This window comes from Paenibacillus sp. V4I3 (genome assembly GCF_030817215.1).
GTDB lineage: Bacteria > Bacillota > Bacilli > Paenibacillales > NBRC-103111 > Paenibacillus_E.
In genome coordinates this window covers 4,084,314-4,097,289 of the sequence record NZ_JAUSZA010000001.1, presented here as the reverse complement: position 1 = coordinate 4,097,289, position 12,976 = coordinate 4,084,314, and the positions used below count along the sequence as shown (strand labels likewise).

The following is a 12,976-nucleotide window of genomic DNA, read 5'->3' as shown; positions in this document are numbered from 1 at the left end:
TACATTCATTTGGACTAGTAAGAAATATATGTACTTTCGATAGAAATATGATAGATGCGTATAATCTTTTTTTGCCGCTCATATTTTATGAAGCACATACGGCTTTCCTTATAGAACCATATTTAGTGGACCTTTGACGCTAGATCAAAGTCTCACCACATTGAAAAAATATATGATTGACTTGTATGGGTTATTCTGAAAATCTAAAAAAACCTCTTACAGATTTCTGTAAGAGGTTGTGTCTATTGTTTATTTTGAGGCATAGGCTGATTATTTTGCCATAAATACAGGTAGCTGCGTATAGGCACGAAATAAGATTTATTCACGAGAATCTCTCGCAAATCCTGATCCGACTTCAATGAGCTTACTAACGAATTGCTTTGGATAAGCTGCATAATGTCCATCGCATAATCAATCGCTACATCACCGGTTTGTTTGTTCACCAAGTAGGTGATGTAATTTTTGCGATTGTAAACGGATTTGATCTCGGGAGATTTCATGCCAAGCTTTTCAAAATCAATATAATCAAAAGCTTCATTAATAGCAATGCCCGAGGGCAGTTTACCATCATGCTTCACCTTATAATCATTGATTTTCTTCTGGACATCCTCGACACTTTGATATGCAGATAAATCCATCAACTTAACTAACGGCTTTGTTTCTACATCGACCAGCACGTAGATAAAAATGCCGCCGCTTTCGAACGCATTTGCCGGAACCGTACTCAATAGATTGGTTTTTTTCAATTTGGCAAAATCGATCACATATTTCTCATATAGGGGTGTTGTCATATCACTATTCTTGATGGGAAGGACGCCGTTCTTTTCGTGGTAGAGATCAATGGCCTGCTGAACAACGGTAATGAACTCAGCTGGGTTAATTTGATTCTCTTTACGCATCTCCTTAGGGTAAGCACAACCACTGAGCAGCATGACTATACAGAGAGTGATACCTACCCATCTACCATGTAAAAGGCTTCGAGCTATTTTCACGACATAATCATCCTATCTTTTTTTCTAAAATAAATCGTTTTCCTCCGCCTGCCTCGCAAGTTGGGCACGAATGGCTGCCTTAAGAGGATCTTCGGGAATAGTGACCTGAACAGAGCCAATCACACGGGCCTGACAAGCAAGTCGAAAGCCCTCGTCAGCCTGAGTGCCTAGCTTTAAACGTTCATTCACATTCATAGGTGCAAGACCACTTGGATCACTAATCTTAACCTTACACATAAGGCAAGCGGCCTTGGCTCCGCAACGGGTACGGATGTGAACCTTAGCTTTGCGCCCTGCATCCAGCAAGGTCATTCCAGGTCGAACACTTATTTTTTTATCATCGGGCCAAAAATGTACTTCGGATACAGTCATCGTGTCCACCTTCTGATAGGCTATCTTCCTGCTATTTACTTGAATCTATCAACCGTTTCAGCTTTCGCTCAAACTCGTTTCCCCAGCGATTTCTTTGCATTAAATCACTTAACGCCTGCATATGCAGCTCTGGAAAAGTTTTCATGGTCTTCGCAATAGCCTCATAACGATCAGGACGATTACGAAGTAAATTAAAGAGAAGTTCATGGGCTAACGGCATCATTTTAACTTCCTGTTCGTCGATCGTGACCGAATGGCTATGATTTTCCCAAAGAAACGAAGCTTCCACCTGATAAAAAGATTGCAGGGCATTAACCCTGAAATCACCAACGACTTCCACAGTATTTCCTTCGATAAGGTAATGACTTAGGATTGAAGCATAAATGGGGGTTTCACTATAAATCGGTGCATCCACCGAATAATTGAATAAGGAAGTATGTACAGCAGTTACATCGTGGTCATCTACATAGATGTCCAGATCTCTTGGACTTCTTCCAATATCTACGTTTTGTAAAAGCAGTCCGCAGCTTCCACCGATGAGCCATCGTACGTCTGGAACTTGCAATAATTGTGTATGGATGGTTGTAATCGTTGGTAGTAACGGCTCCAGCAGGACCAAGATGCCCACACCTTTCAGGCAGAAATTTTAGAAATAAGGCTTATGCGTAACGGAAATATGACCGGATTGCTTTACTACACACTGACAAGCTAATCGATATCCCTGCTCGATCTCCTCAGGCTCCAGTCGGCTCTCTTCTTCATCCGAAGGCATTGACAGCAGCTCTCGGCCTGAAGCTACATAACAACGGCATCTGGCGCAAGTACCCCGTGTACACGAAAAACCCCAATCCAAATCTTCTTTGAGCGCGTGGTCCAGAATCGTTAATCCGGTAACCGACTCTATCGTTTTCTGTGTTTTGCGTGTTTTTAATTCTAACATCGATATCTCCTCCAGGTTGCTAAAACAAAGATAGCAGCATGTAAAGTAAAATCGGAATAAATAGGAAAAAAGCAATCACGGATAACACAACACGAAGAACGCCTGTGGTTCGAGTTCTAGCGTAAGAAATTAATAATGACGCGACGACCATGAGTCCGATCGCCACGAATGATGCCCACATTTTGTCTAAACTTGACATAATCTTAACTCCTTATGTATGAAACATTCAAATTGATCACCAGTAAGTATAGCATAGGATGAGAAAAAAAGCATAAAGGGGAACGATCTCCCCTTCATGCTTTTTATTTCTTACCCATCATCATGTTCATCAATTGCTGCATATTGTTGGAATCCAACTTACTGCTTTTGACCGCCTGAACGATATCATTGATGGTTTCTTCTGAAACCTTCACGTTCACTAAACCAGAAACTTGTTTGATGAGTTGGCGAAGTTGAGCTTCACTTTGCAGGGTAGAAGGTTTCACACCGCTGGCTAGTTTCTCAATATCTTTAGAAGTAACGGATTTACCCGTTTTCTTTTTCACCACATTTAATACGTCTTTCGAGATATCCTTATTCGACAAATGTGCCGCCTCCCTATACCTTGGATGACTGGATCTTCTAAGGTATAGTATGAATGCGGATAGGATGTGGTGTAGGCTACTTCAATACATTTGTTACTGAGACGCTGGCTACCTCTTCAATTTCATGGGTTCTGACGCGCCCCATCAGATCTTGTGCAGCTAGCTGAGGCGACTTCCCATCGAAGAGAACGTTGTATAACTCATCTGTAATCGGCATGGTTACGTCAAATCTACGGGACAACTCATAGGCAGCTTTGGTTGTCTTCACGCCCTCTACGACCATTCCCATCTCTTCAAGAACCTCGCTTAGGGGGATACCCTTAGCTAATTTATTGCCGGCACGCCAATTCCTACTATGCTGACTCGTACAAGTTACGATCAGATCGCCAATCCCTGCTAAGCCGGAAAATGTAAGCGGATTGGCTCCCATTGCCATGCCTAGACGAGCAATCTCGGCCAAACCCCTCGTCATTAGAGCAGCCTTTGCATTATCACCAAAGCCTAGACCATCGGTCAGCCCTGCGCCTAACGCAATAATATTCTTAAGCGCCCCTCCAACCTCAACACCGGCAACATCCGGATTCGTGTAGACGCGGAAGTAGGAGTTAATCAGCAAATCCTGTGCGGCTTCAGCCGCTTCCAAGTCCTGGGCAGCGACCACGACAGTCGTCGGACATTTACGGATAACTTCCTCGGCATGACTTGGGCCGGAAAGTACGACAAGCCGCTGCGGATCTATTTCTGGAAGCTCATCGGCAAGAACCTCAGTCATACGTTTTAGCGTTCCCGTTTCAAAGCCTTTGGTAGCGTGAACTACTAAAGTATCCTTCTTCAAAAAAGGACGCATCCGTGACGCTACTTCGCGCATACCAGATGAAGGTACGACCATAATGATCGCATCTGCATCCTCTACCGCTTCCTGCAGCGAGTTTGTCGCTATGATTAGCGGCGATAGCTCCACATCTTGAAGAAATCGACTGTTACGATGTTTCTCATTTATTTCTATAACCTGATCCTCATTACGAGACCATAAAAGCACTTGTTTCCCATTATCCGCCAGTACCGAGGCAAGTGCCGTCCCCCAACTTCCAGCGACTAGGACCGATACTTTGTTTGACAAGGTTACCCCTCCTAAGAGTTTTGCTTTAGCAAAACTGGCATCGTAAGCGTTACTGAGTTTTGCTTTTACAAAACTGACATCGTGAGATTAGCTAAGCCCTTTTCTGGCCCAGCTTGTTCTCTTTGCCTTGAATAAGCTTCACAATATTCGTACGATGACGCATAAAGGCAAACGCACACAGCAAAATGCTAATCCACAAAATTGGCAAAGGTCGGTCCATCCCCCAAATAAGGAAAGGTAAAAGTGCAGTTAGAATAAGGGAACCGAGCGATACAAATCTGGTGACCGCAATGATTACAATGGCTGTTAAACCTGCAATTAACGTTGGAATGAAGCAGAGTGTTGCCATAACACCGATGGTGGTTGCGATACCTTTACCACCTCGAAAGCCGAAGTAAACCGGCCAATTATGCCCGACGATGGCTGCAAGCCCGCATAGTACACGAATCCAGATGTCATCGGGTCCGGGAGCTGCCCATGTTCCAATCCACACGGCAGCAACTCCCTTCAAGGCATCAAGCAAAAGAACTAAGATGGCAGGTCCCTTACCCAGAACACGAAGCGTATTTGTCGCCCCCGCATTGCCACTCCCGTGCTTGCGGATATCAATGCCTTTGAACCATTTTCCGAATAAATAACTAAAGCTTATGGAGCCTAATAAATAACCCACTACAATTGTTATTATCGAAAGCAATGCACAACATCTCCTATTCTTTGTCCGATGATTTCCTACGGCTTAAGATGCGAATCGGAGTACCTTCAAATCCGAAGGCTGCACGAATCTTGTTATCCAAGTACCGTTCATATGAAAAGTGCATGAGCTCAGGCTCATTCACGAAGAGCACAAAGACAGGAGGCTTAACAGCAACTTGTGTCACATAGTTAATACGAAGGCGTTTACCTTTATCCGTAGGAGGCGGATTGTAGGCTACAGCATCCGAAACAACATCATTGAGAAGATGTGTTTGTACACGAAGAGCATGATTTTCAGCAACTTGAACAATGACAGGCAACAGTTTATGCAAGCGCTGCGTTGTTTTGGCTGAAACAAACACAATTGGAGCATAGCTTAAGAACAAGAAGTGATCACGAATGGTTTGTGTAAAATGCTGCATCGTTTTATCATCTTTATCGACGATATCCCATTTATTTACGACAATCACTATCGCTTTTCCTGCTTCATGTGCATAACCGGCAATATGCTTGTCCTGCTCGATAATGCCCTCTTGACCGTCGATGACGACGAGTACAACATCAGCACGCTCAATCGCTTTCATGGCACGCATGACACTATATTTTTCCGTGTTTTCGTAGACTTTACCTCGCTTACGCATTCCTGCCGTATCAATAATAACAAACTTTTGTCCATCCCGTTCAAATGGGGTATCGATCGCATCGCGCGTCGTCCCTGCCACTTCACTTACGATAACCCTTTCTTCTCCAAGAATGGCATTCGTCATGGATGATTTCCCAACATTCGGGCGACCGATTAACGCAAATTTCACAACTTCCTCGCCGTACTCATCATCTTTTTTGTCAGGGAAAAGTGTACAAACAGCTTCAAGCAAATCCCCGATTCCTATACCATGAGAGCCCGATATTCCGATTGGATCACCGAACCCAAGAGAGTAAAATTCATAAATATCATCTTGACGCGCAAGGTTATCTACTTTGTTAACAGCAAGTACGATCGGCTTTTTGGAGCGGAATAGCAATTGGGCAACTTCTTCATCCGAAGGTGTTACGCCCGCTTTGGCATCCACCATAAAAACAATGACATCCGCCTCTTCAATAGCAAGCTCCGCTTGAATACGAACGGATTTGAGGATCGCATCCTCCCCCTCAATTTCAATACCGCCTGTATCAATGACACTGAATGACGTATTAAGCCATTCTCCTACGCCATATAATCGATCACGTGTAACCCCCGGTTTATCTTCCACAATCGCAAGACGATCTCCTACGATTCGATTGAAAATGGTGGACTTGCCGACATTTGGTCGGCCAACAATTGCAAGTACAGGTCTAGCCACTACTCATTCACTCCTTCGAATTCCATGATCAGCCATGGAAAAATACGCAACTTACATCATAACAAAAAAGACACGGCTTGGCTAATCTCATTTGAGACTCCACAAGATACCAAGCGGGCACACCAGCTATTTCAGGTATGCCTGACCAAAATCATCGTGCCATTTTGCAAATCGTGAGCGTTAGCATCCAATATCTTTTCTAGAGAGAAAGAGACCTTTTGGAGCTCATCTTCCTTATCCACAACGAAGATTGGAGCACCTCCACCTATTCGTTCCTTCGTCAAGGTTACAATAGCTAGGATTTGCGACATCCTGTTTTAGGCCTCCTTCTTTTTGTTTACACCCGCTTCAGACGGCATTCGAACAGCGCTTTCCAATACGGGTACTCGATGAAGAGCAATATATGTTTTCTCAACATCTTTCTCCTGTAGGAGGAGCAGAACGGCTAATGTGCCGGTATTCATATCCAGCTTAGCCATCGGACGCAATGAAGGCTCTCCTTCATCTCGGTAAGCACCAAACAGGGTTGAAATATCATGAAGAATAGCTTGTCTTTGGCCTAAATGAGCTAACGTTACGCGGGCATTGCGATTTTTGGGTTTAATTAAGAAACCAAGCCCGTGTTCAAGTATTTTGTCACGGCTGTCTGCGAGTCCAACGTTCATGATATAAACCGAGCCGACGAACAGATCTGGTCCATCCATCCGAATATCAGCAGGTTCGATGTCTGCAATTTTCGCTAGCTTGTTACCTGATTTAAAATAGTTAGCAATCCAAATGGACACAATCCCTGCAACGATCCCCCAATACCAAGCAAACAATATACTGAATAAAGACGCAAGAAATGCTGAGAAAATGACGAGATAATTCCTTCCCTCGAACACCATTGCTATCCCCTCAATATATGCCGCTCCTCTTGGAACTAACTCTAACTCATCAACCTTGGATAGACTTTGTCTTTCCATATTGCGCACATCACGAAATTGTTGGGCGGCTAACGATAAGAAAGTGACTGCCGTATAATTTTTGTCCAGCAAAGCAGGGACAGCCACGGCTCCTAGTCCTGCTGCGATGACACCAAGGGAAATATGTATAATCTTACCGTGAGGATAGGTCGGATATTGCCTGTAGTCCGTTCTTAACATATTCAGACGTGCCAGAATGCCAAAAATAACCCCCACGACAATACCTATCGTATAACGGTGCGAATAGAACCAATCCATTACTTCTTCCAGCCTCCTCTTCGGTCCATCCAGCTGCGAATGATATTTCGGCAGCCGTTATAAGCGGATTGAAGGATGATGGTCATCGTTCTCGCCGCAAAAACAGAAAGCCACCATTGGTCCTGAAATGTCGCCTTACCGACATGATGGTAGCCATCTACTGGATGAATTCCCGCCTGATACATATCTCCTAGTAAGTAGCCAATCGAGAGTGCCGCGATCTGCTCCCATGCACTGCGCTGTAAAACGAGAGTTACAACGGCAAGCAATAATGCCGTATCCCATTCCGAGTTACGAACGATGAGTATGGGGTCCATCTCAAGCAGCTGCTGCAACAAGAAATGAAGGGAACCTAATAAAAGGCCGATGGAAAGTAAATGAAGCTTATGTATGAATCCTTGTGTCTTATAGAGAATACCCAAACTGATGAGCAGAACCCAGACATAAACGAGCCCCACTTGAACATGCTGGATCGTTACGGTAAACCTAGAAAAGACAATCCAAGAGACAAAAAAAAGAAGCATGCCCTTGTGCGATATACTTCTGATGTACAGTTCTTTCCATCCGCTGGCGAATAAGATCAACGTGATACAAAGGAGAATTAAAGACAAATAACCGGAGTTCATAATCGGACCACCCTACCATGCATAGGCGATCAGGTGACATATGCCACCGACCTGCCTGCGGATCTTCAGGCTTCCACTCCAACTTAACGAGGGAAGCACCACCTGATTCATAGTATGGCAATATTTCGATTATTTACTCCGATTGGCTCTTTCTGCATATGAAGTTAAGTTAATACCTCTAGCCCTGCACCATTCAGCTGTTTCGCCCATGATGACAACTGGACAATTTCCCAATGCCTGAATCGTATTAGCGCCTAGCGCTGTCATAATAAGAATAAGTCCTTGATGAAGCTCATCAGCAAAATGGTGGAGCGCATCGACTCCCTCGCTGCGCAAAACCCTCAAGAATGCGCCAGCCATGCCAACCGCTGAAGCGCCGAGCGTTAGCGCTTTTGCCGCTTCCAAAGCGTTCGTAATACCGCCTGAGGCAATAACTCCGCCTCGCGGATAAACCGAGAGTGCCTCTAGCAAGGCAATGCTTGTCGGTGTGCCCCAATCGTTCAGCCAATCCAAGGCGGCTGGACGTCTGGCATTCTCAATGGCGGCGAAATTCGTGCCACCCGAGCCGCCGACATCCAAAAAGCGGACGCCGATGCTCTGCAATTGTTTGGCGTTATCCTTCAGGATACCAAAGCCAACTTCCTTCACGATGACAGGTACCTGTACATGCCGAACAATCGCTTCAATGCGGCCCAACATGCCCACAAAGCTGCGATCCCCTTCCGGCATAATGAGCTCCTGCATCACATTCAAATGAATTTGAAGCGCATTCGCTTCAATCATATCGACGGCGCGGACCGCTTGCTCGGTCGTCGCCTCGCTGCCCAAATTCGCGAACACGATCCCTTTAGGATTTTCGCGGCGAACAACTTGATAGCTCGAAGCAACCTCACTGTTTTTAATTGCTGACATTTGGGAACCAACGGCCATAACCATGCCCTTTTCCCTTGCCAAGATGGCCAATTCGCGATTAATGCTTTCCGTCTCCTGAGCGCCGCCCGTCATTGCATTAATTAAAATCGGCGAACTCATAATGAGATCGCCGATTTCCGTAGTTAATGCTATTTGATCCGTCGAAGTCTCAGGTAGACAGTTATGCACAAGCTTGATATCCGACAGCCCTTGCTGCAGTGATTGGCCAAGCTCCAGCGCGTAATGGACATGCTCCATTTTGCGTGAGATGCGCATTCTTATGGTCCCCCTAAGCGTCGTATCATTTACTTTTTGAATTTGGAAAGTTTATCGCCAAAACGCTCGCCAAGTGTCATGGACAGACCTTGATTGCTCAAGGACACGTTCTCATTGCCGGCAATCTCTTTTTGGTGACTTGCGCTGTTTCCGCGGTCACGATCGCCTCTTGGTTGTCTTTCTCTGTCTGGTTTACCAGCAGAAGGAGCAGCTGCACCAGCTGGAGCTTCAGGAGCTTCTTCTGTATCTTTAATGCTTAAGCTAACGCGTTTCTCTGCCGTATTGATTTCCAAGATTTTCACTTGAACTTCTTGGCCTTCTTTCAATACTTCATGTGGAGTACCGATGTGACGGTGGGCAATTTGGGAAATATGCACAAGACCTTCAACACCAGGAGCCACTTCAACGAATGCGCCGAAAGCTGCAAGACGTTTCACTGTACCTGTTACGATATCGCCTGCTTTGAATTCACGCTCCACATTGGACCAAGGACCTTCTTGAGTCGCTTTGATGCTCAAGCTTATTTTATCATTGGAAGGATCAAGCTTAAGGATTTGCACCTTCACTTTATCGCCTTCTTTGACTACGTCAGAAGCTTGTTCTACATGGTGCCAAGCTAGCTCGGAGATGTGTACAAGTCCGTCGATACCACCGATATCAATAAACGCACCGAATTGTGTTAAGCGTTGAACAGTACCATCCAGTACTTGACCCACTTGAAGGCCTTCGATGATTTTCTTTTTGTTAGCTTCGAATTCTTCATCTAGAATATCTTTTTGGGACAGGATCACTTTGTTTTTCTCGCGATCGATTTCTTTCACACGAAGACGCAAAGTGCGGCCTTTGTAAGAGGAGAAATCTTCAACGAATTGACGCTCAACCATGGAAGCAGGTACGAAACCACGTACGCCGATATCCACAACAAGTCCGCCTTTTACAACTTCAGCTACAGTAGCTTCAATGATTTCTTTGCTATCCAGCTGACCTTGCAGTGACTCCCATACTTTGCTGTTGTCAACAACACGTTTGGAAAGAACCAATGTTTCTTTCGCATCGTTGATTGAAACAACTTTTAATTCAACTTCTTGTCCAAGCAGTGTTGCTTCTGCATCGGTAGAAAGCTCACGAACTGGAATAACACCATCGTATTTGTAACCGATATCCACGAAGGCTTGATCTGCGTCTACCTTAACGATTTTACCTTTAACGGTAGCGCCTTTCTTCAGCACAGCAACGTTATTAAGAGCGTGCTCAGCTTCTGCTTGCGATACGGCTGTTTCTTGTGCTTCTTGTACTTCTTGCGTTTGATCTTCAACTTTTACTTCATCTGACATGGGATTACCCTCCTCTAATTACAAACAACAAAAAATAATTTATTAGTCACAAAGCAGCAATGTAAGCTTCTACTCTGTTTCAAACAAAACAATAACTTCCATTCGCTTTAAAGATAGTATAATTCCAAGCTTTCGATTCCATACATCCTCGTTAACCTTTGCTATAAGCAGTATGTAATCGGCGAATTTCTTTCATAATAGCTTCCGTTGCCTGCTCCAAATCTTCGGAGCTTGCACCTGCATAAGCACTTATATCAAGCGGTTTTCCATATACAATCGTCATGCGGCGGAATAAGGAATAATTGCCTATAATAGCCACAGGAACTACAGTTGCTCCAGATTTCAGTGCAAGACTGGCTGCGCCCTTCTTGCCCATGCCCCCAGCGTTGTTCCGCGATCCTTCTGGGAAAACGCCCAACATGTTACCATCGCGAAGCAATTGTACGGCAAGTCGGATCGATTCTCTGCTAACGCCACCGCGTTTCACAGGGAAAGCACCTACTCTAGAAATGATGGAACCAAACACAGGGATATCAAACAGTTCGGCCTTCGCCATGAAATAAACCATACGCTTAAGCGGGGTTCCTAACAATGGCGGGTCCAACAAACTGGTATGATTCCCACAAAGTACGACTGCTCCATGTGTAGGGACATTCTCCATACCTAAGGCCCTCATACGGAAAAACAAGGTAAAAACAAAACGAAATAAGGCCCTGCCGATGCGATAAAGCATCTTATTTGCCACCTCCGACTTTGTCTTTGCAAAGCCCAAGTATTTCGTCCACAACTTCCTCAATGGTCATTGAAGTACTGTCCATTAAAACAGCATCATGAGCTTGTCTAAGCGGTGAAATCTCTCTATCCTGGTCCAATTGATCGCGACGAGCGATGTCCTGTTCAAGTTCAGAGAGCGTAAGGTTGCAAGTCCCGCTGTTTTGCATCTCTTTGAATCGACGCTCTGCTCTTTCCTTTACGCTAGCTGTCAGAAATACTTTGATTTCAGCGTCTGGCATAACATGAGTACCGATGTCGCGGCCATCCATGACTACGCCTTTGGTTATGGCCATTTGCTTCTGAAGTGTAACCAGAAGCTGGCGTACAGCTCCGTAGCTAGCAATTTGGGAGACATGATCCGTTATGGTTGTCGTACGGATTTCTTTGGTCACATCGACGCCATCTACGATAACCTGTTGTCCTTCCTCGCGAGGAATGAGCTCAATCTGCATGCGATTCGCCAAGGCAGTTACTTCTTGTTCTTGATCAGATTGCAGCCCTTCTTGCTGTACTTTCCACGTTACTGCCCGATACATGGCTCCTGTATCCACGTAAACGAAACCAAGTGCCCCAGCAACTAGCCGTGCAATGGTGCTTTTACCGGCTCCAGCAGGACCATCTATGGCAATATTGAACTTTTCCAAGCTGCTGTTCCTCCTAACAATACCTCACAGTACCTTACGAACAAAAAAGCAGGCACTGCCTGCTAATTAATTGAAATTATAGCACATTAAAAAGGCATATGCAAAACATGGACGCATATTGGATTGCTTTTAGATGTGCTTAAGAGCGCTCTCCCTTCCCATTTTGAGGCCATACATAGGGCTTTCCCTCTAATGGTTCAACACGGGTAAAATGCTTACGTATGTAGGGAATTTGAAGCATGGCTTGAGCACATATAAGTAAAACGAAAAATACGAGCGTTGTCCGAATGATCATCTTTTCTACCTTTGCAGAAAAGAGGATAAACAGCTGCTCGTATGACTTATTCTCCTGATCCCTTGACATGATGCCCCACCTACTCAAATAGACATATTGCTTGGTAGTATGCCCATGCAGGTGAAATCTCATGCTTACAAGTAGAGAGACTTTTGACTACATCAAAAGATCCCTACATTATCGTTTACGGAAATCCATTTGTCTCTCGAAGCAAAAGCGAATTAGTTTCTGACGTTCACGATCGGCTATATCCGTAAATCTAATCATTGCCAATTGCTTGCCAGACTCAATCTGTTTAACACGGACAACCTCGCCAGTAAAAGGAATATGCTCAATATTACCATTCTTGAAGGGTGCAAGTACCCAACAAGAAATAATAGCATTCATTCCGAGTGGGATATGTCCCTCACAGATAAACGAAATCCCGCCACCGCCGACATCTTCTGTCACGCCAATGAATTGAATTTGATCCGACAATTTAACGGCAATTTCAAGTTCGGCCAAAACCCTTAGAAAACTTCTGCGTTGAACTTGCGTAATGGCTTCAGGCTTTGGTTTACGCAGTTCCACTAAGCGAATCACATCTTCTCTGAAACCTGTAACCGAAGTTGTGAAATAGTGCTTTACGCCACCTTGACCTAAATAGAATGTGCTTAATTCATCACCTTGATAAAGCTTCTTGAGTCGGCCTGTTTTCTCATTCAGCGGGAGCTCAATGGCAATCACACTATCCGTCACGTCAGCAATTCGCGACTTGTACTCAATTTTGGACTCTTCATCGTCGATGCTATTCACTTGCATATGTAATATCTGGTTGACTTTAGGAAGCAATTTCTGCACCTCCGAGACGT

At 44.7% G+C, this 12,976-nt stretch carries 18 protein-coding genes; all 18 read right to left on the bottom strand.

Features of this window, described 5'->3' with window-relative positions; all coding sequences use genetic code 11:
* Positions 1-242: 242 nt before the first annotated feature.
* The 18 genes from QFZ77_RS18815 to QFZ77_RS18730 all read right to left on the bottom strand — a co-directional run bounded on the left by QFZ77_RS18815 (position 243) and on the right by QFZ77_RS18730 (position 12,956).
* Complete coding sequence (locus QFZ77_RS18815; RefSeq protein ID WP_307441766.1) at positions 243-992, bottom strand: hypothetical protein; 750 nt, start codon at positions 990-992, stop codon at positions 243-245.
* A gap of 24 nt (positions 993-1,016) precedes the next feature.
* Positions 1,017-1,364 carry a 2Fe-2S iron-sulfur cluster-binding protein gene (locus tag QFZ77_RS18810; protein ID WP_307441764.1) on the bottom strand — a complete coding sequence of 116 codons (348 nt, stop codon included), beginning with the start codon at positions 1,362-1,364 and terminating at the stop codon, positions 1,017-1,019.
* A gap of 31 nt (positions 1,365-1,395) precedes the next feature.
* A complete protein-coding gene (locus QFZ77_RS18805; protein WP_307441762.1) occupies positions 1,396-1,983 on the bottom strand; it encodes a nucleotidyltransferase family protein in 588 nt (195 codons plus the stop codon).
* 27 nt (positions 1,984-2,010) lie between these two features.
* Positions 2,011-2,304: a 2Fe-2S iron-sulfur cluster-binding protein gene (locus QFZ77_RS18800; RefSeq protein WP_307441760.1), complete on the bottom strand. Its 294-nt coding sequence runs from the start codon at positions 2,302-2,304 to the stop codon at positions 2,011-2,013.
* Between the two features lie 19 nt (positions 2,305-2,323).
* Positions 2,324-2,503, bottom strand: coding sequence for a DUF2768 family protein (locus QFZ77_RS18795; protein ID WP_047674167.1), 180 nt, complete (start codon positions 2,501-2,503; stop codon positions 2,324-2,326).
* Positions 2,504-2,606: 103 nt separating this feature from the next.
* Entirely contained in the window at positions 2,607-2,888 is a 282-nt protein-coding gene (locus tag QFZ77_RS18790; RefSeq protein ID WP_171692376.1) for a stage VI sporulation protein F, read from the bottom strand.
* Between the two features lie 76 nt (positions 2,889-2,964).
* Positions 2,965-4,008: an NAD(P)H-dependent glycerol-3-phosphate dehydrogenase gene (locus tag QFZ77_RS18785; RefSeq protein WP_307441757.1), complete on the bottom strand. Its 1,044-nt coding sequence runs from the start codon at positions 4,006-4,008 to the stop codon at positions 2,965-2,967.
* Between the two features lie 91 nt (positions 4,009-4,099).
* The gene (gene plsY, locus QFZ77_RS18780; protein ID WP_307441755.1) at positions 4,100-4,702 is read right to left on the bottom strand and encodes a glycerol-3-phosphate 1-O-acyltransferase PlsY; all 603 of its coding nucleotides are present in this window, start codon (positions 4,700-4,702) and stop codon (positions 4,100-4,102) included.
* Between the two features lie 13 nt (positions 4,703-4,715).
* Positions 4,716-6,041: a ribosome biogenesis GTPase Der gene (gene der, locus QFZ77_RS18775; RefSeq protein WP_307441753.1), complete on the bottom strand. Its 1,326-nt coding sequence runs from the start codon at positions 6,039-6,041 to the stop codon at positions 4,716-4,718.
* A gap of 131 nt (positions 6,042-6,172) precedes the next feature.
* Positions 6,173-6,352 carry a capping complex subunit for YIEGIA gene (locus tag QFZ77_RS18770; protein ID WP_307441752.1) on the bottom strand — a complete coding sequence of 60 codons (180 nt, stop codon included), beginning with the start codon at positions 6,350-6,352 and terminating at the stop codon, positions 6,173-6,175.
* A gap of 6 nt (positions 6,353-6,358) precedes the next feature.
* Positions 6,359-7,264: a YIEGIA family protein gene (locus QFZ77_RS18765; RefSeq protein ID WP_307441750.1), complete on the bottom strand. Its 906-nt coding sequence runs from the start codon at positions 7,262-7,264 to the stop codon at positions 6,359-6,361.
* Positions 7,264-7,890, bottom strand: coding sequence for a YphA family membrane protein (locus QFZ77_RS18760; RefSeq protein ID WP_307441749.1), 627 nt, complete (start codon positions 7,888-7,890; stop codon positions 7,264-7,266). The genes QFZ77_RS18765 and QFZ77_RS18760 overlap by 1 nt, the downstream gene beginning before the upstream one ends.
* 129 nt (positions 7,891-8,019) lie before the next feature.
* A complete protein-coding gene (gene fni / locus QFZ77_RS18755) occupies positions 8,020-9,078 on the bottom strand; it encodes a type 2 isopentenyl-diphosphate Delta-isomerase (RefSeq protein WP_307441748.1) in 1,059 nt (352 codons plus the stop codon).
* Between the two features lie 29 nt (positions 9,079-9,107).
* On the bottom strand, positions 9,108-10,412 hold the full coding sequence (rpsA, locus tag QFZ77_RS18750; RefSeq protein WP_307441746.1) for a 30S ribosomal protein S1: 1,305 nt from the start codon (positions 10,410-10,412) through the stop codon (positions 9,108-9,110).
* Between the two features lie 151 nt (positions 10,413-10,563).
* On the bottom strand, positions 10,564-11,145 hold the full coding sequence (locus QFZ77_RS18745; RefSeq protein WP_307441745.1) for a lysophospholipid acyltransferase family protein: 582 nt from the start codon (positions 11,143-11,145) through the stop codon (positions 10,564-10,566).
* Position 11,146: 1 nt separating this feature from the next.
* On the bottom strand, positions 11,147-11,830 hold the full coding sequence (gene cmk / locus QFZ77_RS18740) for a (d)CMP kinase (RefSeq protein WP_307441743.1): 684 nt from the start codon (positions 11,828-11,830) through the stop codon (positions 11,147-11,149).
* A gap of 139 nt (positions 11,831-11,969) precedes the next feature.
* Positions 11,970-12,194 (bottom strand): hypothetical protein, encoded by a 225-nt coding sequence (locus QFZ77_RS18735; protein WP_307441742.1) that lies wholly within the window; start codon positions 12,192-12,194, stop codon positions 11,970-11,972.
* Positions 12,195-12,302: 108 nt separating this feature from the next.
* Positions 12,303-12,956, bottom strand: a complete 654-nt coding sequence (locus QFZ77_RS18730) for a flagellar brake protein (protein ID WP_307441739.1) — start codon at positions 12,954-12,956, stop codon at positions 12,303-12,305.
* Between the last annotated feature and the right edge of the window lie 20 nt (positions 12,957-12,976).

Excerpts from the sequence above, each read along its gene's own strand:
- QFZ77_RS18810 (WP_307441764.1), bottom strand. The coding sequence starts at position 1,364 with ATGACTGTATCCGAAGTACATTTTTGGCCCGATGATAAAAAAATAAGT.
- QFZ77_RS18800 (WP_307441760.1), bottom strand. The coding sequence starts at position 2,304 with ATGTTAGAATTAAAAACACGCAAAACACAGAAAACGATAGAGTCGGTT.
- QFZ77_RS18795 (WP_047674167.1), bottom strand. The coding sequence starts at position 2,503 with ATGTCAAGTTTAGACAAAATGTGGGCATCATTCGTGGCGATCGGACTC.
- QFZ77_RS18770 (WP_307441752.1), bottom strand. The coding sequence starts at position 6,352 with ATGTCGCAAATCCTAGCTATTGTAACCTTGACGAAGGAACGAATAGGT.
- QFZ77_RS18765 (WP_307441750.1), bottom strand. The coding sequence starts at position 7,264 with ATGGATTGGTTCTATTCGCACCGTTATACGATAGGTATTGTCGTGGGG.
- QFZ77_RS18760 (WP_307441749.1), bottom strand. The coding sequence starts at position 7,890 with ATGAACTCCGGTTATTTGTCTTTAATTCTCCTTTGTATCACGTTGATC.
- fni (WP_307441748.1), bottom strand. The coding sequence starts at position 9,078 with ATGCGCATCTCACGCAAAATGGAGCATGTCCATTACGCGCTGGAGCTT.
- rpsA (WP_307441746.1), bottom strand. The coding sequence starts at position 10,412 with ATGTCAGATGAAGTAAAAGTTGAAGATCAAACGCAAGAAGTACAAGAA.
- QFZ77_RS18745 (WP_307441745.1), bottom strand. The coding sequence starts at position 11,145 with ATGCTTTATCGCATCGGCAGGGCCTTATTTCGTTTTGTTTTTACCTTG.
- QFZ77_RS18735 (WP_307441742.1), bottom strand. The coding sequence starts at position 12,194 with ATGTCAAGGGATCAGGAGAATAAGTCATACGAGCAGCTGTTTATCCTC.